Annotated in this window: 23 protein-coding genes; 10 read left to right on the top strand and 13 right to left on the bottom strand. The window is 57.3% G+C overall.

What is annotated here, in order from left to right:
- Complete coding sequence (locus Q8N00_05005) at positions 1-1,362, top strand: pitrilysin family protein (GenBank protein ID MDP2382142.1); 1,362 nt, start codon at positions 1-3, stop codon at positions 1,360-1,362.
- 34 nt (positions 1,363-1,396) lie between these two features.
- Positions 1,397-2,206, top strand: a complete 810-nt coding sequence (gene larE / locus Q8N00_05000; protein MDP2382141.1) for an ATP-dependent sacrificial sulfur transferase LarE — start codon at positions 1,397-1,399, stop codon at positions 2,204-2,206.
- 18 nt (positions 2,207-2,224) lie between these two features.
- Here larE and atpF read toward each other — a convergent pair whose 3' ends face one another.
- From atpF to Q8N00_04980, 4 genes are all read right to left on the bottom strand, one after another.
- Positions 2,225-2,731 (bottom strand): F0F1 ATP synthase subunit B, encoded by a 507-nt coding sequence (gene atpF, locus Q8N00_04995; protein ID MDP2382140.1) that lies wholly within the window; start codon positions 2,729-2,731, stop codon positions 2,225-2,227.
- A gap of 89 nt (positions 2,732-2,820) precedes the next feature.
- Positions 2,821-3,051 (bottom strand): ATP synthase F0 subunit C, encoded by a 231-nt coding sequence (gene atpE / locus Q8N00_04990; GenBank protein MDP2382139.1) that lies wholly within the window; start codon positions 3,049-3,051, stop codon positions 2,821-2,823.
- A gap of 36 nt (positions 3,052-3,087) precedes the next feature.
- Entirely contained in the window at positions 3,088-3,837 is a 750-nt protein-coding gene (locus Q8N00_04985) for a F0F1 ATP synthase subunit A (protein ID MDP2382138.1), read from the bottom strand.
- Positions 3,838-3,868: 31 nt separating this feature from the next.
- Positions 3,869-4,090, bottom strand: a complete 222-nt coding sequence (locus tag Q8N00_04980; GenBank protein ID MDP2382137.1) for an AtpZ/AtpI family protein — start codon at positions 4,088-4,090, stop codon at positions 3,869-3,871.
- Between the two features lie 180 nt (positions 4,091-4,270).
- Between Q8N00_04980 and Q8N00_04975 the strand changes: the two genes are divergently transcribed.
- The 3 genes from Q8N00_04975 (at position 4,271) to Q8N00_04965 (ending at position 7,466) form a co-directional block, all read left to right on the top strand.
- Entirely contained in the window at positions 4,271-5,755 is a 1,485-nt protein-coding gene (locus tag Q8N00_04975; GenBank protein ID MDP2382136.1) for an anthranilate synthase component I family protein, read from the top strand.
- 2 nt (positions 5,756-5,757) lie between these two features.
- On the top strand, positions 5,758-6,633 hold the full coding sequence (locus Q8N00_04970; GenBank protein ID MDP2382135.1) for an aminotransferase class IV: 876 nt from the start codon (positions 5,758-5,760) through the stop codon (positions 6,631-6,633).
- Positions 6,634-6,761: 128 nt separating this feature from the next.
- Complete coding sequence (locus tag Q8N00_04965; GenBank protein ID MDP2382134.1) at positions 6,762-7,466, top strand: lytic transglycosylase domain-containing protein; 705 nt, start codon at positions 6,762-6,764, stop codon at positions 7,464-7,466.
- On the opposite strand, the gene nadB is transcribed toward Q8N00_04965, so the two are convergent.
- Both nadB and Q8N00_04955 read right to left on the bottom strand, forming a co-directional pair.
- Positions 7,399-9,045: an L-aspartate oxidase gene (nadB, locus tag Q8N00_04960; protein ID MDP2382133.1), complete on the bottom strand. Its 1,647-nt coding sequence runs from the start codon at positions 9,043-9,045 to the stop codon at positions 7,399-7,401. The genes Q8N00_04965 and nadB overlap by 68 nt on opposite strands.
- Before the next feature lie 3 nt (positions 9,046-9,048).
- Complete coding sequence (locus Q8N00_04955; GenBank protein ID MDP2382132.1) at positions 9,049-9,558, bottom strand: hypothetical protein; 510 nt, start codon at positions 9,556-9,558, stop codon at positions 9,049-9,051.
- A 142-nt stretch (positions 9,559-9,700) separates the two neighbouring features.
- Here Q8N00_04955 and Q8N00_04950 point away from each other — a divergent pair, with 142 nt between their 5' ends.
- From Q8N00_04950 to Q8N00_04940, 3 genes are all read left to right on the top strand, one after another.
- The gene (locus tag Q8N00_04950; GenBank protein ID MDP2382131.1) at positions 9,701-9,796 is read left to right on the top strand and encodes an AURKAIP1/COX24 domain-containing protein; all 96 of its coding nucleotides are present in this window, start codon (positions 9,701-9,703) and stop codon (positions 9,794-9,796) included.
- Between the two features lie 29 nt (positions 9,797-9,825).
- On the top strand, positions 9,826-10,044 hold the full coding sequence (locus Q8N00_04945; protein MDP2382130.1) for a hypothetical protein: 219 nt from the start codon (positions 9,826-9,828) through the stop codon (positions 10,042-10,044).
- A gap of 89 nt (positions 10,045-10,133) precedes the next feature.
- Positions 10,134-11,864 (top strand): ABC transporter ATP-binding protein, encoded by a 1,731-nt coding sequence (locus tag Q8N00_04940; protein MDP2382129.1) that lies wholly within the window; start codon positions 10,134-10,136, stop codon positions 11,862-11,864.
- A 158-nt stretch (positions 11,865-12,022) separates the two neighbouring features.
- Here the strand turns inward: Q8N00_04940 and Q8N00_04935 are convergent, their stop codons facing one another.
- The 6 genes from Q8N00_04935 to Q8N00_04910 form a co-directional block, all read right to left on the bottom strand.
- Positions 12,023-12,862 (bottom strand): aldo/keto reductase, encoded by an 840-nt coding sequence (locus Q8N00_04935; protein MDP2382128.1) that lies wholly within the window; start codon positions 12,860-12,862, stop codon positions 12,023-12,025.
- 58 nt (positions 12,863-12,920) lie between these two features.
- A complete protein-coding gene (locus Q8N00_04930) occupies positions 12,921-13,523 on the bottom strand; it encodes a lipocalin family protein (GenBank protein MDP2382127.1) in 603 nt (200 codons plus the stop codon).
- A gap of 251 nt (positions 13,524-13,774) precedes the next feature.
- Positions 13,775-14,158 (bottom strand): hypothetical protein, encoded by a 384-nt coding sequence (locus Q8N00_04925; protein ID MDP2382126.1) that lies wholly within the window; start codon positions 14,156-14,158, stop codon positions 13,775-13,777.
- Positions 14,159-14,454: 296 nt separating this feature from the next.
- A complete protein-coding gene (locus Q8N00_04920) occupies positions 14,455-15,432 on the bottom strand; it encodes a hypothetical protein (GenBank protein MDP2382125.1) in 978 nt (325 codons plus the stop codon).
- Positions 15,433-15,446: 14 nt separating this feature from the next.
- Positions 15,447-16,196, bottom strand: a complete 750-nt coding sequence (locus Q8N00_04915; protein MDP2382124.1) for a hypothetical protein — start codon at positions 16,194-16,196, stop codon at positions 15,447-15,449.
- Between the two features lie 127 nt (positions 16,197-16,323).
- On the bottom strand, positions 16,324-16,992 hold the full coding sequence (locus Q8N00_04910; GenBank protein ID MDP2382123.1) for a hypothetical protein: 669 nt from the start codon (positions 16,990-16,992) through the stop codon (positions 16,324-16,326).
- Positions 16,993-17,262: 270 nt separating this feature from the next.
- Here Q8N00_04910 and Q8N00_04905 point away from each other — a divergent pair, with 270 nt between their 5' ends.
- Positions 17,263-17,754, top strand: coding sequence for a hypothetical protein (locus Q8N00_04905; protein MDP2382122.1), 492 nt, complete (start codon positions 17,263-17,265; stop codon positions 17,752-17,754).
- 108 nt (positions 17,755-17,862) lie between these two features.
- Here Q8N00_04905 and Q8N00_04900 read toward each other — a convergent pair whose 3' ends face one another.
- Complete coding sequence (locus tag Q8N00_04900) at positions 17,863-18,921, bottom strand: DMT family transporter (GenBank protein MDP2382121.1); 1,059 nt, start codon at positions 18,919-18,921, stop codon at positions 17,863-17,865.
- Between the two features lie 324 nt (positions 18,922-19,245).
- Here Q8N00_04900 and Q8N00_04895 point away from each other — a divergent pair, with 324 nt between their 5' ends.
- The gene (locus Q8N00_04895) at positions 19,246-20,007 is read left to right on the top strand and encodes a DUF3365 domain-containing protein (protein ID MDP2382120.1); all 762 of its coding nucleotides are present in this window, start codon (positions 19,246-19,248) and stop codon (positions 20,005-20,007) included.
- Positions 20,008-20,366 lie beyond the last annotated feature (359 nt).

The following is a 20,366-nucleotide window of genomic DNA, read 5'->3' as shown; positions in this document are numbered from 1 at the left end:
ATGATGAAACAACGGACGGCTGCGCTGTGGCGTCAGACAGCCCTGATTCTTGGGATGGGATGCTGCGCCATATTCTGGGTATCCAGCGCCTCCGTCGCGGCCGAGATCACCCCGACGAAGTTTGTGACCGCCAACGGGATCACCGTGCTGGTTCTGGAACAGCATTTTCTCCCCATCATTGAGATCCATGCATTGATCAAAACCGGTTCTGCGCAGGACCCTCCCGACAAAGCAGGACTCGCAAACCTCGTCGCCAGCCTCCTGGACGAAGGCACGACGACCCGAACGTCAAAACAGCAGGCAGAACAAATCGACTTTGTCGGAGGAGCGCTGGAGGCCAAGGCCTCTGAGGACTTCACGACCGCCTCCGCCCGCGTCCTCAAAAAAGACGTCGACCTCGGCTTTACCCTGCTCGCCGACATGCTGCAACATCCCGCGTTCCATAAACAGGAGTTCGAACGGATTCGCACACAGCTCCTGGGAGAAATGGCCAGCGACAACGACGACCCGGGCCATATCGCCATGAAAGCCTTCAACCAACTGGTCTTCCACGGGCATCCCTATCGCTGGCCCGTCACTGGCACGGAAGAGACGCTCAGCAAAATCACCCTCGCCGACGTACAGAGCTTTTATGGACGGGAATATTCACCCTCCCAAGTCATCTTAACCGTCGTGGGCGACATCACCCTTGAACAAGCCACGACAATGGTCCAGACCCACTTTGGCGCCTGGAAAAAAGTGGCCGTGGCGGCACGAAATACGAAGAAGCCCACCCCGGTCGAACGCAGAACGGTTCAACTCATCGAGAAAGACCTCACCCAATCCACCATCGTACTGGGGCATGGGGGACTTTCGCGCGCTCACCCGGACTTCTATTCTGTGACAGTCATGAATTACATCCTGGGAGCCGGGGGATTCTCCTCCCGCCTGATGGATTCGATTCGCGACAAGCAGGGGCTGGCCTATGGGATCATGAGCCACTTCGACGCCCGACTGATGCCCGGTTCGTTTTGGGTTAACCTTCAAACTAAAACAGAGACGACCAACCAAGCCATTACCGGGGTCTTGTCAGAAATCAAATCGATTCGTGACGCGCCGGTGTCAGACCAGGAGTTGGCTGAAGCCAAATCATTCTTAGTCGGCAGCTTCCCGCTCCGGCTCGATTCCACGGCAAAACTTGCGCAGGTGCTCGCCCAAGTGGAGTTCTACGGCCTGGGATTCGAATATTTTTCGGACTATCCGAAATGGATAGAACGGGTTACGAAGGAAGACGTGCAGCGCGTCGCCAAACAGTATCTGGACCCCAAACGCTACGCCTTAGTCGTGGTGGGGAATCTCGCCAAAGCAAAAGTCAAAAACTAGTCGACCCGGCATCGACTCCAAGGGGCAGGCATCCATGGCGACCGAATCCCTCCAGGGCAAACTCGACAGACTCCGCCAGGTGATCTCGGACATGCAGTCCGTGCTGGTCGCTTACTCCGGCGGGATCGACAGCACCGTCGTCCTGAAAATCGCCCATGAGCAGCTCGGTGCACGCGCACTGGGCATCACCGCTGTCTCACCGACATTTCCCGAGATCGAACTCAAGGGAGCGAGGCAGATGGCCTCAGAGATCGGGGCGCAGCATGAACTCGTCCATACCGATCAACTCGAGATTCCCGCCTTCGTACAGAACGATGCCGCCCGCTGCTTCCATTGCAAAACAGACCTCTATCAATTGATGGATGGGCTGCGTGAACCACGTCAGAGCAAGTGGATTGTGGATGGAACGAATCTCGACGATCTCGGAGATGATCGGCCAGGCATCACAGCCGCCCGCGAGTGGGGAGTTCGCAGCCCGCTGGTCGAGGCATCGTTCTCAAAGGCGGAAGTACGGGCGCTCGCCAAGATTCTGGGACTCTCGAACTGGGATAAACCGGCCGCAGCCTGCCTCTCCTCTCGAATCCCGCGCGGCATCCCGATCACGATCGACAAACTCCGCCGCGTAGAACAGGCGGAAGAGATGTTACAGGCTGAAGGGTTTCGCCATGTACGCGTACGAGAACATGGCGAAGTGGCGCGAATCGAAATCGGCCCGGAGGAATTCTCCAGGCTGAATCAACCGGACCTGCGAGCACGAATCAGCGACAGACTGCGACAGGTTGGATTCCGCTTCGTCTGTGTGGATTTGGACGGATACAGACCGGGCGGGACCAGCCTAGGCTGATCCCGCCTGATCAAAAAGTTACCGCTGGTAGGATTTCGACAGGACCTCAAGCGCTTCGTCTGCAAATTTCCGGTGGTCCGCATCGGTGAGACTGCGCTGCACCACCTTCTCGGCCACCATCAAGGCCAAGTCCGTCGTTTGAGCCCGAATATCCTGAATCGCCTTACGGCGCTCATGATCGATCTCGCGCGTCGCATCGCCCTTGATCCGCTCGGCTTCGGTCGTCAACCGCTGCTCATTTTCTTCCATGAGCCGCTGCGCCCGCTCTTTCGCGGCAGCCAGAATAGTTTCTGCTTCTTTCGCAGCAGTGTTTAGCTTGGCCTCGTACTCTTTGAGCTTCCGTTCGGCCTCTGACCGGTGACGCTCGGCTTGATCGAGACTGTCCTTAATTTTCTTTTCCCGCTCTTCCAGCACGCCCAAGATGCCAGGGAAGGCAAACTTGTAGAGCACAAAAAAGAGAATCCCGAACGACAGGACTTCCCAGAAAATCAAGGAAGAAAAAAAGTGCGATTCAAACTGCGGCATAGTTCAACCCAGACACAAGGCGCGTGGCAAATGGCGAAAGGAACTCACGTCTTTTCCCCGGCCCATTGCCTCAGGCCTTGAGCCTGCTCCTATTTGCGAAGGCCCATGATGATGAACGCGATGACCAGGCCGTACAGCGCGATGGCTTCCACCAGCGCAAACCCGATCCACATATACTTTCCGACGCGGGCTTCCGCTTCCGGCTGGCGCGCCACGGCTTCGATCATCTTCCCGAAGATGTAGCCGATACCCACGCCGGCTCCGGCAAACCCTGCCGCCGCCAACCCCATGCCCAACAATGCTGCTGCTGCTGAATCCATTGTGTCCTACTCCTCCCTTGTCTGAACTCACACGCGCTAGTGCGCGTGCTCATCGTGGCCGTGTAAGTGGAATGCGTCCCCCAAATAGACGCAGGTCAACACGGTAAAAATATAGGCTTGAATGAACGCGATACCGACTTCCAACCCGTTCATCGCGATCGTAAACGCAAAGGGCAACCACCCGATCAACAACCCGCCACTGATGGCCAAGCCGAACAGAACTCCAAGAATCACGTGGCCGGCCGTCATATTCGCAAACAATCGAACAGCCAGCGAAATGGGCCTCGCCAATTGGCTGATCAACTCGATCGGGATCATCAACGGCAGCAACCAGGCCGGCGTGCCGGGCGGAACGAGAATGCCCAGGAACTTCACCCCGTGCAACAGAAATCCCATGACCAGGCTGAGCCCATAGACCAGGCAGGCAAATACGGCAGTCACGACAATCTGACTCGTCACCGTGTAGCTGCCGGGAATCAATCCGATGAGATTACAGAAGAGAATGAAGAGAAAGAGTGTGGCGATGAGGGGAAAGAAGCGCATGCCCTCTTTGCCCATCGTATCCATGATGATGCCGCGGATGAAATCCACCATCATCTCCGCCATGCTCTGCAACTTGCCAGGTACCAGCTTGCGCGCTGATCCCGCCATGACCATGAGCGCCGCCACGAGAGCAACGACCACCCACATGATCACCACGGCTTTATTGATGGAAATATCCAATCCGCCTAGCGAGATCGGTACCCAGTTGTGCAGCTCGAACGGATGAAGCGGACTTTCTTCCATGGCGCTTTCGTACTTTCCTATTACAACGTCGTTATGTCTTCGGCCACTGTTGCGCCGACCGGTACGCATTCCTGATCCCGGCCACGACGCCCAGCACGAGCCCCACGACCATTCCCCAGGGAGTAGAACCGAAGAGGTAGGTGTCAGCCACCCAACCCAACCCTCCCCCGACAATCAGCGACGCGAGCAGATCGGTTCCGATCCGGACCGCTTGGCCAAGCCCTGCGTACAATGGATCTTGTGAAGGGGTCATGTCGTACCCACGGAGGAGAGTTCGTTATGCGATCCATAACGCAAGGACTCTGCCGATGGCGGGCGCGCAATTCAAGCAGAATCATCCCGAATTTGTCAAGCCGACTCTGCGCTGTGACACAGCGGGAACAGTCGGGTATAGTGGGTAGCGCGTCATTTGTAAAGCGATATATCGTCACCCATGACTCGTTTCTCCCAACCATCGTTCCTGATCGGTCCTCCGCAGCCCCTCATCCTCACGCTGGAGAACCATGGAAGGACAGCCTTCGACCTGTATCGATTAATTGCATCGCCCTCACAGCCCTCATTTCTGCTCGATAGCGGAAAAGGGACGGACAGAGAAGGCCACTATTCATTTCTAGGAAGCAACCCCTACTCGATGCTGACCGGTCGACAAGGGCAGGCCACGCTTCGAACCGGCGAGGGACACGAATGTGTATCGAACAACCCATTCAATAGCCTTCGCCAGCTGTTCGATGGCCCCCAGATCGCACCTCCTACAGGGCTGCCTTCATTTCTGGGTGGAGCCGTCGGCTATTTCAGTTACGATCTCGTGCGCGACTTTGAAGCGCTTCCCTCTATGGCCAAAGAGGATCTGCAGATCCCCTACCTACAATTCGGTCTGTACGACCTCGTCACCGCAGTCGATCACCAGACTGCCCGTCTGCACATTATCTTCTGTCCGCCCATGGAACGGTTCTTAGGAGAATCCCGTGAGCAGCTCTATCGCGAGGGTATAGACCGGTTGACCGAATGGGAAGCCCGATTGAGTGGACAGCCCGCTCCTTTTGCGAATCTCCCATCATTCGATCAGATGGCCTTTCATCCTGACCAAACCAGGGACGACTACCTCGATCAAGTTCGGCGCTGCCAAGCATATATTTCCTCAGGAGATATCTACCAGGCCAACCTGTCGCATCGATTTACCCTGCAACCTCCCGGCACCTACAACGATGGCACCGATCGACAGACCTACGAGCAGGAGCTCTATCGACGTCTACAGGCCGTCAACCCCTCGCCGTTCTCAGGGCTCATGCACTTCGATGACGTCACCTTGATCAGCTCCTCGCCCGAACGGCTGGTCCGTCTCCACAACCGGCAGGCGGATACACGTCCGATTGCCGGAACCAGACCGCGCGGACAGGACGACCGTGACGATCAACGCCTCATCGACGAATTACTCGCGAATGAGAAGGAACGGGCGGAACATCTCATGCTCGTCGACCTTGAACGAAACGACCTGGGCCGCGTTTGCCAATTCGGCACGGTACAGGTCGATGAATTCATGGCGATTGAGCAGTACTCGCACGTCAGCCACATCGTATCCAACGTCAGCGGCACCTTGCGGCCTGACGCCACACCCTTCGATCTCATTCAAGCACTGTTCCCTGGAGGCACGATCACGGGCGTACCGAAGATCCGCTGCATGGAGATTATCGAGGAACTGGAACCGGTACGCCGCGGCCCCTATACCGGATCATTCGGGTACATCGGCTGGAACGGCAACCTCGATCTGAACATCGTGATTCGAACTTTGGTATGGTGTGCAGGAAAGGGATACTTGCAGGTCGGCGCCGGGATTGTGGCCGATTCCGATCCGGCCAAAGAATACGAGGAAACGATTCAGAAGGCTCAAGCCTTTTTCAAGGCATTGCAACGGACCTAACCATGTGGATTTACCTGAACGATCGGTTCGTGACAGAACAGGAAGCCGTCGTCTCCGTCTTCGACCATGGCTTCCTCTACGGCGATGGCGTCTATGAAACGATTCGCTCCTACGGGAGCCGGATCTTCATGCGGGACCAACATCTGGCCCGGCTGCGCCGCTCAGCAGACGCGATCGGCCTGACGATTCCGATACCTGAGCAAACATGGCCGGCGCTCCTCCACGAGGCCATGATGAGGAATGACGTCGGACATGAACGCACCGACGCCTATCTTCGCATCACCATCTCACGAGGACCCGGTGATATCGGCTTGGATCCGGCCCTGTGCCCAACCCCTACCGTGGTCATCATGACAAAACCGCTTCACCCTCCTCAGGCAGAACAATACCGAACCGGCGTGAGCCTGATCGTTGCCCAAACGAGGCGAAACTTGCCCAGCGCACTTTCGCCCCAGATCAAAGCCACAAACTTTCTAAACAATATTTTGGCCAAGCGGGAAGCCATCGCGGCCGGTGCCTTCGACAGTATTTTGCTCAATTGGGAGTCACACTTGACGGAATCCACCGTCAGCAATCTCTTTTTCGTCCGAGCAGGTCGGCTCTGCACCCCGGCACTCGACTGTGGCCTACTAGACGGCATTACGCGCGACATCTTGCTCGGCCTCGCCCATGAAGCCAAGATCCCCATTGACGAGGGACATTTTGGAATCGAAGCGCTCACCCAGGCAGACGAATGTTTTCTCACCAACACAACCATGGAAGTGATGCCGGTCACCATGGTGGACAGACATTCGATCGGGAATGGATCCCCAGGACCCCTTACCCAACAACTCCACAGACAATTTATTGCCACTCGAACACGTGGTTTAGAACACTAGCTGTTCCCCCCTCACAGACCCATTGTTTTCCCACACTATTTATTGCAGGCCTCCAGGCACAAGATCTGCAGTTTCTTGACAGCCAGAGGCATACTGATATCGTTGCAACCATGCACAACACATTTTCTATGCACATGACATCACGCCAAAAACAGCATGCAGCCATTGGGCTCATCACAGCGGTCATCGCCACTGTCGGATCATTGGCCTTCTCCGTGCCGACAACCCAGGCGGAAATCTACCAATACGTGAGCCGCGACGGCTCGATCTCGCTCACAAATGTCCCCTCCGATGCGCGCTACAGGAAAATTGAGATCGAATCCAAATCCAACCGCTTCCACGACATCCTGTCCGAACGAGAGCTCGAACCAGTCATCCGCCGCTACTCCTCACAACATCAACTCCATCCCGCGTTGATCCGAGCCGTCATCAAAGCCGAGTCGAATTTTGATCCACGGGCCGTATCTCGTGCCGGGGCCATCGGCCTCATGCAACTGATGCCGCAGACCGCCCTGCGTCTGGATGTGCGGGATATGTATGACCCTGATGATAATGTGGGCGGAGGGACGAAATACTTACGCCAGTTGCTCGACCGATTTCATGGAAATCTACCGCTGGCCCTGGCGGCCTACAATGCAGGAGAACATGCCGTCGAACATTACCAGGCACTGCCCCCGTATGATGAAACCAGGCGATACGTCAGGAAGGTGCTCGGATACTACCGCACATTTCTGGTGCGTGACGGTGTGATCCTGGAACGTCCGGTCAGCCGATACGCCCCCGCAGAGACAATAGCAGCCCCCGCGACTTCTTCTGAAGAGTCTTCCCGCTGACCACCTCCCCGCTGGAGAGGCGACTGTGTTGCTGCCAACCAGCCCGCTTGGCCTCCGGACAATCTGACCGGTAATGGGCCCCGACGCTGTTCTCGCGCCACAGCGCCGCTTCCGCGACGCATTGCGCCACCTGCACCATGTTCTTCACTTCTAACGCGGCTCGGCTGGCAAACGGCTGAGCCACAAGTTGAGCCCACCGCGACAATTGTGCGCAGGCTCGGATGAGCGACTCGCCTGAGCGGATCACACCGACTTGTCCCCACATCGTTCGCCTGAGCGAGCTTCGCAACTTTTCCGCATCATCCAATGTGCCGAATTGGCCCGCTCGGATCGCGGCCTCCTGAGACGAGAGGTGTGGAATATCATGCCTGTCTGCAAAAGCCACGGCTGCCGTAGCCGCGCGCGCACCAAACACCAATCCTTCGAGCAAGGAATTACTCGCAAGACGATTCGCTCCATGCACACCGCTACAGGCCACCTCTCCGGCGGCGAAGAGCCCCGGAACCGTTGTCGCACCGTTCAGATCGGTCCACACCCCGCCCATCATGTAATGCGCGCTGGGAGATACCGGGATCCATTCCTCTGTGATATCGATATCGTAGCGCAGGCAGGTCGCATAGATCGTCGGGAAACGCCGCTTCACGAACTCTGCACCCAAATGGGTGACATCAAGATAGACATGGCGCGCTTTCGTCGAGGCCATCTCCGCCAAGATTGCCCGAGACACGATATCTCTCGGCGCCAATGCCCCCATCGGGTGGTAGCGCTGCATGAATAGAGCACCCTTATTATTGCGAAGCTGCGCGCCCTCGCCGCGCATCGCTTCCGACAGCAGAAATGGCGGACTCGACGGCAGATAGAGGGCCGTAGGATGGAATTGTACGAACTCCATATCTTGCAGCACCGCACCCGCACGCAACGCCATAGCCATGCCATCACCGGTGGCATTGGCAGGATTGGTCGTCCGTGCATAGATCTGCCCGGCCCCGCCGGTGGTCAATACAATGGCACGTGCCGGCAGCACAAACTGACGGCCCGACCCTTCATCCAGCACCACCGCCCCGCAACAACGCCCGGCATCGACCACGAGATCCACGGTAAAGTGATGGTCCAACCGCTGTATCTGTTTCTGCCGATTCACCTCGGCAATCAACACGCGCACCATCTCGTTCCCTGTCGCATCCCCCCGCGCACGCAGGATGCGGCTTCGGCTGTGGGCTGCTTCTCGAGCGAAGGCAAACTTCCCGCCCACTTTATCGAACTTCGCCCCCCACCCGATCAACTCTTGAATCCGCGCAGGCCCTTCTTCGACGAGGACCCGCACCGCTTCTTTTCGGCAGAGCCCATGCCCCGCTTTGAGCGTGTCCGTCAAATGGATGCCCACATCGTCTTCTTCGCTCATCGCCACCGCCACCCCGCCCTGCGCATGGATCGAACTGCTCTGAAGCGGATGGCCCTTTGTCAGCACCATGACACGGCCCGAACGGCTGAGCTCCAACGCCGCGCGGAGACCGGCTACACCGCTCCCGATAACCAGGAAATCAGCCTCCACTGGCGCACGCGATCGACGAGATGCCATAGATTATTTCTTCTTGGGAGTATGAGTGGAATCGGCCGTGGCCTGTCGAGCTTTCATCCCGAAGGGAGAATCGCCTTGAACCCCGCGTAACAGAACCGACTTCGTCCCGACCCACTGCAATCGTGTGTGGCCTCGCTGCCGGAGGCCGGGATCGTCCGCATCTTTTTTCCACAGGCCCTGCCAATGCACGAAGACATCGATGTCGTCGCCTTCAATCATGATGCGCTCGAGCGAGAACTCCAACGTCATGGCACTATACGTCTCGAAATCGCCTCGCGCCTCTTCCTGCAACCGCTCAAGCTGTTCGAGCGGCATCATGACTGCAGCCAGTTCCGACGCATCTTTCTTCACATAGGCTTGACGAAGCGATTCCACCGCCCGGTCGATACGGAGATACCGTTCGTGGTCTTCGGGATATTGGATCGTCTTTCCGCTACAGCCGATGCCAACCAAGACGATTGAACTGATGAAGAGCAAGACGGGGAACAGTGAGAGTTTGTGTGGTGACATCATGCGTGCAGTATAGGAATGGGTATCAGGCAGGTCAAGCGTCCCCTACAGTGCATCCGCCGCGATCATGACCAATTAAATCCGCTCATGGCCTTGCAATTTGAGACGGAAACTTCTACACTCCCCCCTTCGCAGGAGAGAACGCATGTCCAGTGTTTTGAAAAAACGCCGTAAGAAAATGCGCAAGCACAAGTACAAGAAGCTTCGCCGGCGTCAAAAATTCGAACGTCGTAAGAGCTAGGCTCACCCGAGAACGGGGAGGAGGGGTCGGTGCCCGAAGGCAAGAAGGTTCGCATCCGCGTCCGGACTGTGAACTGCGTCTACGTTGGCGACTTCCTCATTCCTCCCATGAGACATCGTGTGTCCGATGCGATCAACGAAGAGCAACGCCTCTTTATCAGCCTCACCGACGTGGTGATCGATGATAAGGATCGCTCGGAGTTCGTAGCCGTCAATAAGAACCTGATTGAGTCGATCGCTCAACTGTAGCGATCGACTCTGCCAGGGGACTTCAGACGTCGCCTCTACCGCTCTTTCGTGAGTGATTCGCAGCCACCCCTCTACCATCGTCCCTCAACATGTCCACCTTCTCACGATTTCTCCCGTTCCTGAAACCCTATCTGTCCCGTATGGCCCTCGCAGGCCTTCTGGTCATGGCGGTCGCCGCGATTAATCTGGCCCTGCTGCGGTTAGCCGGCACGTTATGGGACGTCATTACCGTCCAGCACGACCAGTCCAGAATGACGGAGTTGATCACCCTCTTTCTCGGACTCGTCCTCCTCCAAGGCCTCTGCTCGATGGGCCACAGTTATCTGACCGCCTGGATTTCCCAGCGCATCGTTGCCAATTTCCGCCAGCACCTCTTTAAACATCTGCATACCCTCTCCGTCAGCTTCTTTGCCCGTCGGCGCACAGGAGAACTCCTCTCACGGCTCATGAACGACGTCACGATCATCCAATCCGTTGTCACGGAAACGCCGATCGACAGCGCGAAACAGCTCGTGACCTTCGTCGGAGGGATCACGTTCTTACTGATGATGAATTGGCGGCTGTGCCTGTTGATCCTGGTTCTGCTCCCATTACTCGTCCTCGTGGCGAAATTTTTCGGCCGCAGACTGAAATCCCTCTCGACCTCGATTCAAGACCAGACTGCGGCCTTGAGCACCTTGATCGAAGAAGTGATCTCCGGCATCCGCATCGTAAAGTCTTTCGTACAAACAGAACGAGAAGAAACCAGATTTTCCACACAAGTCGAACAGACCTTGTCATTGACGATGCAACGGGCGAACATCATGGCGGTCTTCGTCCCCGTCATCAGCCTCCTCACCTTCTCCGCCGCCGCCGCAGTCTTGTGGTACGGGGGCATTCAGGTTATCGACGGAACCGTGTCGCCCGGCGACCTCTTCGCCTTCGTCCTCTTTGCCGGCATCCTGATCGGTCCGTTCAGTTCCGCCGCCCGCGTGTTCGCACAAATCAGGGAAGCGCAGGGCGCCACACAACGGGTCTTCGAAATTCTGGACACCCATTCCGAAGTGAGCGACTCCCCCACGGCCACGTCGCTGTCCACCGTCTCGGGACATATCCGGGCGGAGCACATCGGCTTTGCCTACGACCCACGGCAGCCAGTCTTGACGGATATTTCGTTCGAAGCCAAGCCGGGCGAACTCGTCGCTATCGTCGGTCCCACCGGCGCCGGGAAAACAACCGTGATGAACTTGCTCCACCGCTTCTACGATCCCACGGAAGGGCGCATCACGATCGACGGACAGGATCTCCGCCAAGTCACCATGGATAGCTGGTATCGACAGATCGCGCTGGTTCCGCAAGAAACGATCCTATTCGGCGGGACGATTCTCGACAATATTCGTTATGGCAACAGAGAAGCGACGGAGGAGGAGGTCATCGCGGCCAGCCGGTCGGCCCATGCCCACGACTTCATCATGAGCTTCCCGGATCAGTACCAGACCGTCGTGGGGGAAAAAGGCATCAACGTCTCAGGCGGGCAGCGGCAACGCATCGCCATCGCCAGGGCCATTGTGAAAAATCCACGGATCTTGTTGTTAGATGAGGCGACCTCCGCCCTCGACAGTGAATCGGAGCGGCTCGTCCAGGAAGCGCTGGAGCAACTCATGAAAGGCCGAACGACCTTTGTGATCGCCCATCGCTTGACCACTATCCAACGAGCCGACCGCATCCTCGTGCTCAATAAGGGCCGCCTCGTTGAAACCGGCACCCATGCCGAGCTCATCGACCGTAAAGGACTGTACCAATACCTCTACACCCTGCGGCTGACCGAGCTTCCGGCATAACAGGAAGCTGAAAAATGCCTCCAGCGGCGTTCTCGCTTCACGAAGAGGCTCAACGTACCACAAGGGCACGCCTCACCCCTTCGCTCGCTGCGGCCTTGCTGGGCGGCCTTTTTGAGCATCCTGCGGCAAGTGCTCACGCACCCTGCTAAACTTTAAGCTTATATCCCGATCGTTTCGATCACCTGCATGTCTTCTTCTGTCAGGGCGAGCTGCTCAGCCTGGAGATCTTCTTTCATGTGCTGCGGATTCGTGGTGCCGGTCAGTGGGAGCATCCCGACCTGCATCGCAAACCGAAAGACAACCTGGGCCAGCCCAGCCCCTAGCCGTTGGGCGATAGCCCGAATGGCTGGTTCGGCAAAGATGCCTTGATTCGCGGTCAACAACGAAAACCCTTGATAGATGATGCCGTGAGCCCGGCAAATCTCCCGTACCGCTTTATCCCATCCGAGTGCGGCATAACAGCGATTCTGCACCATCATCGGTTTCACGGCCGCTTCGGCACAGAGCTGGGTGAGTTGCTCAGCCGTAACATTGCTGATGCCGATCATTTTGGTTTTCCCTGACCGATAGAGCCCTTCGATGGCAGCCCAGACCTCACGGTCCGCCGCGCCCAAGCCCTGCCGCTGATAGGGCCCATGCAAGACATAGGAATCGAGATAGTCGGTGTGTAGATGGACCAACGAGCTGTCGAAGGACTGCGTCACCTGGGTCGTGAGATCAGCCGAGGCATCATAGGGAGTCCGATGATCCTGACCATTCGTCGAGGTAAACTTGGTCTGGAGAAAGAGCCGGTCTCGCGTAACCCCTTGCTGCGCGAGGACCAACAACGCCTCTCCCACTAGAGCCTCCTGATAATGAATCAGTTGATTCGCCGTGTCGATGGCCGTGAAACCAGCCTCCACGGCAACCTGCACCAACTGCGTCGTCGCCTCTTTTTTCCACGCGGTGCCATACATGAACGAAGGAACCGACACATTATTATAGGCAGTCAAAGACATACGCGATTCTCCATGATGACCAGGCTCCTGATGCCTGCCAGATTTATGATGTCAAGCTTCACGAAGAAGCGGGACGACGAGCTGTCATGAGATCCGACACAGGATACCCCAACTGTCGCGCCCGCTCCACCAGGCCACGATAGGTCGGCTCATCCAGCTGAGGGGTCCGAGACAGGATCCAGAGGTATCGCCGATCAGGTGTCCCCACTATCGCCGTCCGATACTCCACGTCGAGATCAAGAATCCAATAGTTCCCGTCACGAGATGAACCAAACAGCCGCGCGAACCAGTTATCGAATACGACCGTAAGACGAGCATTCGTCTTGGGATCGACCACCCTCGCGACTCCCTCTGCCTGCTCGAACCCGCCGGTATCCGTCACACATTCATTATGCACACCGACTGCCCCATCCGGACGGATGAAATAGACCGCCTTGGAATCTACGCAGTGACGCTGAAACCACATCGGGAGCCGCGCAATTTCATACCACGTGCCGGCGTAACGAGAGAGATCCACCGCCGCGACCGTCTGGAGCGCACCCCTCGAATCCACTCCCGCACAGGCTCCCAGCATGAGACACAGCACCACCATCGCAACGCTGGGCTTCACAGCATCTAAACGATTGCCGCGAGATCCTTGAGAAAATACCTTCTTCGCCATCAGCATCTCTACTGCCTTACGTCCGAATCTTTCATGTGTGCTACGGCCGTTGCGCCGATGCAATAACCCAGCGTAAGAGGATTGGGATACGAGATCAATGGTGTATCTCAGCCTGAAACAGGGAGGGAAAAGGAAGGAGCAGCAGAGGAGAGAAAGACCAACGTCCCTATCAAATCGTGAGAGCCTCCAGCGAGGTCACGCTCTGGGAGACGGCCGTCCAGCCGTCCCCCAGACACAAAGACTGAACTGACTTATCGTCGAGTGGCCTGATCGCGTTTGCAGCTTTCCTCCGCCAACATCTTCTGACCCACGCTGGCATCCTTGGGGATACGCCCCATACAAGCATCTAGAGAATCGCCCGGGGTTCCCGAAGCCGCCCGATCGTTGCTCTTCGCCGTCGCCGCACCGATAATGCTCATTCTGACTGATGAATCCCGCCTGCAGCTTTCTTCTGCAACCTGCTTGGTCCCCGCTGAAGCCGAGGACGAAATTCCTGCCAAACAGACGTCCAACGGGCTGGCCTGCCCGGACGCCCCGGCACCTGTCGACCCCATCGTTCCCTCACTCGCGCAACCGCCAACCAGCATTCCCACTAAGGCGACGAAGCCTAATACGCTCACTGCCCGATCTGCCATGGTGCCACCCCTCCTGTTAATAAGAACAATGGATCCCGGACGAGGGCGATCCTACTCCCGCTGTCGAAGAAGAACAAGCCTGGCTATGCTACCAGAGGGTGGGGAAGGAAGCGATTGGAAATAGGCCCACGAAGGCGACCGTGATTGGACGGGGCATTCACGATCGACCCTTTCTTTACGGAAGGGTCGATCGTGATATCCGGGCTCTGAACGATGGGGGTAACCCTGCCCAGGGTTTTTCTAAGAACCGCTTATCGTTCTAATTCATCGAGAAACTCTGCTGCGCGTGCGCATCGTCAAAAGCCCAGTTCTTTCTCGAGATCGGCCTTCTTATCCTTGAACTTCTTCTGATCCGCTTCGCTCTGTTGCGTGATCGAGCTTTTTAGTTTCTCGCCGGACTTCTCCCCCGCACGCCCCGACGCTTCCATCTTCTTGTCGAGCTGTGCGGCCTTCTCCTTCGCCTTCACAGAGTCCGCGAATTCGTAATACATCCTGGCATGCATCTGGGTGAACATCGGGTCAGGCCGCGCCATGACGGTATCCCCTCGTTGCTCGGCCCTGACCTTGGCCGACTTGTCGCCGTTTGGCAAAAACTTCATCCAGTCGGCGGCCTTCCTCAAATTCTCAAGCGAACCCATGGCCGCCTTCGCAACCTCCGCTGCCCCACCGGACAGGCCCTGGGCATCCTTTTCCTCGGCCTTCATGAGCCGGTCGGCGTTGACCGAAGCAATTTTCTCAAGCTCCTGACGATACGCTGAAGGCAAGACATAGGGTTGTCGCTCGCCCGACTTGGGATCACTGGAACCAGAGCGGCCATTGTCGACATTCCATGCAGCCTTGAATAACGCCATATCGTCCGGTTTGGCCTGCGCGGCTTTCAGCATCACCCGGTTGGCTTCGGTATACTCTCCCATGTCCTCAAAATACCGGAAGGCGGATGTCCGCCCGTCGGCCCGTACCGGCTCACCTGAATACAAGATCCCCTTCCCTTCGGCTGCCTTGGCCAAATCACGACCGAGTTTCGGAAGGTTCGCCTTCGCCCTGACCTGAGCATTCTTATCGTACCGGTCGATACAGTCGTTCCCCGCAATAGCGCGATACGCCACAAACAATTCAGCAGGCGAGCCAGTTTTTTCAACTTTATTCAGGGCGGCGACCTGCGTCTTGGCAGCCTTCTCTTCGACATCGCCCACACAGATATCGTCCGCGCGGACGGAGGGAGCCGTCAGAGCGAGAAGCAGCAATGCACCGCAGAACAGTCTGAGCAGAATCATCGTGCCATCCTCCGTTATCGGCCCAACAGGCCTTTCAGCATCTTGTTCATATCGATCGTCTCTTCATTGTCCGCGCTTTTACTCTTGGCTTTGTCTCGACTCCGTCGTTGGTCTTTCGCCGGCTCCTGCTCCGCGCTCTTCATCATATCGCGCATGTTCGGCATGCCGCCCTGCCCCATCATGGCTCCCATGTCGTTCTTGGTATAGCCGGCGGGAATCTCGAACAGCGCCGGATCCTGCTTCTCGATCTTCAGGTTGGTCAATTCGCTCGCCATCCGAATTTTCTTGTCACCCTCCTTGGACAGGAGATCCATCTTCACCGTGATTCCATCCTTGGTCGTCCAGAAAAATCCGCCGAACTTCGACCCGTCCTTCTTCGTCGCAATGACTTTGGATTTAGTGGTCTTGATCCCGTTGATCGTTTCTTCACCGACGGTCGTCTGTTCCACATCCATGCCGCTGAGATCGGACGCATTCGACTGATCCAGGGGCATCTCCATATACATATCCCCCATCAGCTGCCACATCACCTTCTTATCTTTGCGGATGATGGTGACACTGCCCTCCGCCCCGCCCATCTCCATGCGTTCCTTGCCCGGTGTATGGGAGACGTGAGACTTCAACGTCATCCCCCCGTCCACCTCCATCGTGCTATCGGCTGAATAGTCCACTCGCGGTTCCGGTGGGGGCGCCGCATTGACCGTCAAGGGCATCACCACCATCGATACTGCCATACCGACCGATCGCAAGAGCTTCATATTCATAGTCTCTCTCCTCCTTTAGTAGCGGTCTGGACTGCTGATCAAGAGAACGCTAACGAGTCGCACCAGTTGAGTCAATTGCGGACAAAGTTCAGCCAGAAATGATGGCCTACAGGCCATGGGAAAAGGGCTACTGTGCCCCTGGCACCGATTTGCGATTCGCGGTGCCTTGCAAATCCATATCGAACACGACCGCACCGTCCGGCTTCTTGGAATCGAGCTTGAGCGGCATCTGGTCGACAACCAATTTCACCAAGGGTACCGCAACGATATGCGGCGCCTTCGTCGAAGGATTGGAATACAGCCTGATCCGAATATTCTTCGGCCGCAGACTCGGCGTCAGCTGAGGCTTGAGATCCGCCTCCACAAATCCCACCAGCATCCCGCTACCGTCAGCGAGCTTATGGATCTCGAAGGCATTGGCGGCAGCCGACATCTGCTCCAGCGGAAGATCCGGGCTCTGCGTGACCAACGCCAACCCCAGGAGCCTGGGAATAATAAACCCGTAACTCCCCGTTGGCGCGACGGAGAAACGGCCACCCGGCACAGGACTCGTCAGCTCAGACACTCCGTTTTTGACCCGCATTTGCTGCCGCAACTCCATTTCGCTACCAGTCGTCTCGAGAAAGACCACGGCCGGTGCAGCGGTTTGCACAGGCAAGACCTCCGTCTTCCCTCCTCCTCGAGCCGCATGGAGCGAAGCCGGCAGAAGGCTCATCAGGAAGAGGCCCAACAACGTGCCCGTAAGCACCTGCCGAACAGGCATACGTCGAGTCAATCGTGCAGCGATATGAAACATGGGTGCGAGTCCTCCTGGTACAGCGATACAGCGCGAAGCGTGAGACGATGGAACCCCTATTGTGTATCAAGCTTCCCCTATGCGGTGCAATCTAGGGCCTATGAAACGTAACGGTACGGCGTGAGAGGGTAAACGGAAAAGTCGTAATATGACCCGGCGGAGACAACAAGCCGCTCGTTCCCTGGTTCTTGACTCCACCCTCCAACGAGGAATCGGGCTCTCGCAGACGTCGCAGTACGGTGGACTCAACCACATGTTGAGAGGTCCTGTATGAAGCCCCTCGGACGAACCCTGCTGACCCTGGCCGTCATGGCGTCTCTCGCCGGATGTGTCGGCACCAGCATCGAATACTTCACAGACACGACCTATCCCCCGAAAAGCACGACCGCACCAGTCGATTGGCTCCAAGGGGAGCCCACACGACCCCATATAGAAGTGGCACGGATTACCGTACGAAGCTCAAACTATAGCTTGGAGACACTCCGGCATACGATGCTGGATCGCGCCCGTTCATTGGGAGCCGATGCGATTGTCCCGGATGTGCCGATGGTCCTGATCTCTCAAGTCGGAAGCCCCTACTATGAGCCGGGCTTACTGGGCCCGGCCGGAGCGGCATTCGGTCTCTATGGATACGGATGGTACAGCCCCTACAGCTCCAACCCGTACATCTTGACCCAAGGGGCCACGGATCAGCCGCGCATCGAACAGGCCCTCTCAGGCATCGCCATCCGGTTTGAGAACAGTCCGAACGACCTGCCGTAAGCAGTCCGGATGGTCACAGGCCTTCTCCCAACATGTCCGCAAGCGCCTACCAGGGGAGAGCGCGCCGTGCGCCAGGCAATAAGTAACTGCGCCGATTCCTTCCGACTCCTAGTGGTCATGCCGGTGATGCAGGTCCGACAGGTGCGGATGATCATGCGCGATGGGCACATGTTGGTGCGGATGCGCATGCGACTCCCGAACAGAAGCCTCTCCGTCATGCCGGTGGTCGTGATGATCTTCGTGCCGATGCACATGGTCATGTTCTAACGCCTCATGCCTGTGTGTATGTCCGTGATGCGCCCGGAGGAGCAGTGCAATTCCAAGCAGCATGAGCGCGGTGGCGATCGCGTCTTGGATGGTCCATCGCTCTCCCAGGACCGGCACGGCAACCAATGCGCCGATGAAGGGAGCGGTGGCAAAGAACCCCGCCTCACGCGCCGCGCCGAGCAGCCGGAGTGCGCGCATGTCGATCACCAAACTCACCCCGTAACTGACGAGTCCCAGCAGCAACGCTGCCAGCGTCATCCTGACCGAGGGCCATGGTTGGCTGGTGAGAACCGCCAGGCCGAGCATCCCGAAACCGGCGCCGAGGGTCTTGATCCGCGTGACCACCAGCGGATCGCGCAGGGAGAGACGTTGACTCAGATTGTTATCGACCGCCCAGCAGAGACAGGCACCCAGCACGGCAAGGACGCCAACAACGTCGCCGCGGATCGTGCCAGACTGATACGTGAGTATCCCTGCCGCAACCACGATCGCGAAGATGCCTGCCAGTTCGAGCCGACCCACATGCTCACGGAAAACAAGTACGGCAATCAGCACAGTGAAGGGCGCTTCCAGATTCAAGAGCAATGAGGTCAGGACGCCTGATAGGCGCTCCAGTCCCCACAACATCAGAAAGGGACCCAGCATCCCTCCGGTGAGAATCACCCCCGCCAGCAATCCTGCATCGGGCCGACGGACCGGAGCCTCTTGTCCGTCAGGCTGAAACGGGCGACCGATTATTTCAAAAAAGAGCAAGCCCAAGCCCGCGCCAAGATACAGCAACCCCGCGATTAGCAACGGGCCGCTCTCCGGCAGCAACAGCTTGGCGAAGGGAGGGCTGATGCCGAACAACAGAGCCGCAGCAAGCCCGAAGAACGCTCCTTGCCGTTTCAAAGAATTCATGGCAGTGCAGCTTACCGAGGACACAAGGAAGGTGCAACGGGACTTGACCGACAACTTGACCTAACAAAACTCCACAGGCAATGGGAGAGGCGGGCGGTAGAATGGCGCGCACCGCAAATCTGAATCGGGCCCTGCCCCTTCCATCCCCGATCGTGGATGACACAACGCAGAATCAATTCTGTGTAATCCTTATGAAGTAACAACGTGAAAATATAGAACTGGCGCGAGTGAGAGGAAAAGTTCATAGTCACGTGATCGCGGGCTCTTCCAGGAGCAATGTACTTCTGGTGCCCCCTTAACCCACGTGCCTAGCAAGGAGGATTCATGAACATGGCGAAAAAGAGGACTCTCGTTTTTGCGTTGGGCCTGCTCGCAGTAGGAATCGGTCTCGCACCGGTTTCCGCGTCGGCCAATCCAGATGCCATCGAAACCGGACGTCTGTTGGCCATTCTGTTGGATGCCGGTCGGGGAACGGTCGGCGCCAACCAGCCGCTCATCAATGATGCGGCCAAGGGAGACAAGGGCTTTACGCCGGCCGTATTCGAAACACAGCTGATCGAAAAGTTTAAGGGACGATCTGGTATCGATTTGGCCAATCTCAAGGCGGCGGCTGTGCCGGAAACCGCGAAGAGCCTGTTGCCAGAACTTGTGGCGGCGTCCAAAAAGACGGTGGCGGACAATCAGGCGAGCATCAATAAATCAGGCGTCGGCTATAAAGCGTTCACGCCGGCACATTTCGGCACGCAGGCCGCGGCAGAGTTCAGCACCAAGACGGGGGTGTATCTCAAGCAAACGACGCAAGATAGCCTGTTGCGGAATCCCAAGAACAAGGCAGACGGGTTTGAGGCCGGCATCCTCACGAAACTCGCCGATGCCGCCTATCCCCGACAGGGCGACAAGGCCATGAGCGAAACCGTCGAGGGCGGGAAAGCCGTGCGGGTCATGCTCCCTCTTTATTATGGAAAAGGCTGCATGGGTTGCCACGGTGGACCGAAGGGCGAAACGGATATCTCCGGCTATAAGAAAGAAGGCGCCAACGAAGGGGACCTCGGAGGCGCGATCAGCGTCAAGCTCCCGATCAAGTAATTGTAGAAATCGTGGCAAATTCAGGGGTGTCGAGCATTGAGCTTGGCACCCCTGATTTTATGCGGACGCATTGGGCACCCAAACCACCCGCCTCATTCCATCCTGCCCCAGCTTACAAAAGACGGCCAGTCGACGAAGCAGGACAGAGGACTAGGCGTTGTTCGTCGAGAGCCTTCCGGCACCCACATCACAGACCCGCCGTTCATAGCCCACAGGCCTGCACCGATCGCGTTCATCATTGTTCGGTGAACATTGTAGCCCAAGCCCATCGTATGAGAACGATGACAGCTCAATCGGTGGGATGACGCATGCGGTTGAGCGGCAAAATTTGCCCCTTACGCTCGTCTGCTTGGCCGTTC

The organism is Nitrospirota bacterium, from assembly GCA_030684575.1.
In the GTDB taxonomy this organism is placed as follows: domain Bacteria; phylum Nitrospirota; class Nitrospiria; order Nitrospirales; family Nitrospiraceae; genus Palsa-1315.
Note: the sequence above shows the minus strand (reverse complement) of the source record. Positions and strands in the feature narration are given on the sequence as shown.

Bases quoted from the DNA above. Each gene is read 5' to 3' on its own strand.
- Q8N00_05005 (MDP2382142.1), top strand. From the start codon at position 1: ATGATGAAACAACGGACGGCTGCGCTGTGGCGTCAGACAGCCCTGATT.
- larE (MDP2382141.1), top strand. From the start codon at position 1,397: ATGGCGACCGAATCCCTCCAGGGCAAACTCGACAGACTCCGCCAGGTG.
- atpF (MDP2382140.1), bottom strand. From the start codon at position 2,731: ATGCCGCAGTTTGAATCGCACTTTTTTTCTTCCTTGATTTTCTGGGAA.
- atpE (MDP2382139.1), bottom strand. From the start codon at position 3,051: ATGGATTCAGCAGCAGCAGCATTGTTGGGCATGGGGTTGGCGGCGGCA.
- Q8N00_04985 (MDP2382138.1), bottom strand. From the start codon at position 3,837: ATGGAAGAAAGTCCGCTTCATCCGTTCGAGCTGCACAACTGGGTACCG.
- Q8N00_04980 (MDP2382137.1), bottom strand. From the start codon at position 4,090: ATGACCCCTTCACAAGATCCATTGTACGCAGGGCTTGGCCAAGCGGTC.
- Q8N00_04975 (MDP2382136.1), top strand. From the start codon at position 4,271: ATGACTCGTTTCTCCCAACCATCGTTCCTGATCGGTCCTCCGCAGCCC.
- Q8N00_04970 (MDP2382135.1), top strand. From the start codon at position 5,758: ATGTGGATTTACCTGAACGATCGGTTCGTGACAGAACAGGAAGCCGTC.
- Q8N00_04965 (MDP2382134.1), top strand. From the start codon at position 6,762: ATGCACATGACATCACGCCAAAAACAGCATGCAGCCATTGGGCTCATC.
- nadB (MDP2382133.1), bottom strand. From the start codon at position 9,045: ATGGCATCTCGTCGATCGCGTGCGCCAGTGGAGGCTGATTTCCTGGTT.
- Q8N00_04955 (MDP2382132.1), bottom strand. From the start codon at position 9,558: ATGATGTCACCACACAAACTCTCACTGTTCCCCGTCTTGCTCTTCATC.
- Q8N00_04950 (MDP2382131.1), top strand. From the start codon at position 9,701: ATGTCCAGTGTTTTGAAAAAACGCCGTAAGAAAATGCGCAAGCACAAG.
- Q8N00_04940 (MDP2382129.1), top strand. From the start codon at position 10,134: ATGTCCACCTTCTCACGATTTCTCCCGTTCCTGAAACCCTATCTGTCC.
- Q8N00_04935 (MDP2382128.1), bottom strand. From the start codon at position 12,862: ATGTCTTTGACTGCCTATAATAATGTGTCGGTTCCTTCGTTCATGTAT.
- Q8N00_04930 (MDP2382127.1), bottom strand. From the start codon at position 13,523: ATGGCGAAGAAGGTATTTTCTCAAGGATCTCGCGGCAATCGTTTAGAT.
- Q8N00_04925 (MDP2382126.1), bottom strand. From the start codon at position 14,158: ATGGCAGATCGGGCAGTGAGCGTATTAGGCTTCGTCGCCTTAGTGGGA.
- Q8N00_04920 (MDP2382125.1), bottom strand. From the start codon at position 15,432: ATGATTCTGCTCAGACTGTTCTGCGGTGCATTGCTGCTTCTCGCTCTG.
- Q8N00_04915 (MDP2382124.1), bottom strand. From the start codon at position 16,196: ATGAATATGAAGCTCTTGCGATCGGTCGGTATGGCAGTATCGATGGTG.
- Q8N00_04910 (MDP2382123.1), bottom strand. From the start codon at position 16,992: ATGTTTCATATCGCTGCACGATTGACTCGACGTATGCCTGTTCGGCAG.
- Q8N00_04905 (MDP2382122.1), top strand. From the start codon at position 17,263: ATGAAGCCCCTCGGACGAACCCTGCTGACCCTGGCCGTCATGGCGTCT.
- Q8N00_04900 (MDP2382121.1), bottom strand. From the start codon at position 18,921: ATGAATTCTTTGAAACGGCAAGGAGCGTTCTTCGGGCTTGCTGCGGCT.
- Q8N00_04895 (MDP2382120.1), top strand. From the start codon at position 19,246: ATGAACATGGCGAAAAAGAGGACTCTCGTTTTTGCGTTGGGCCTGCTC.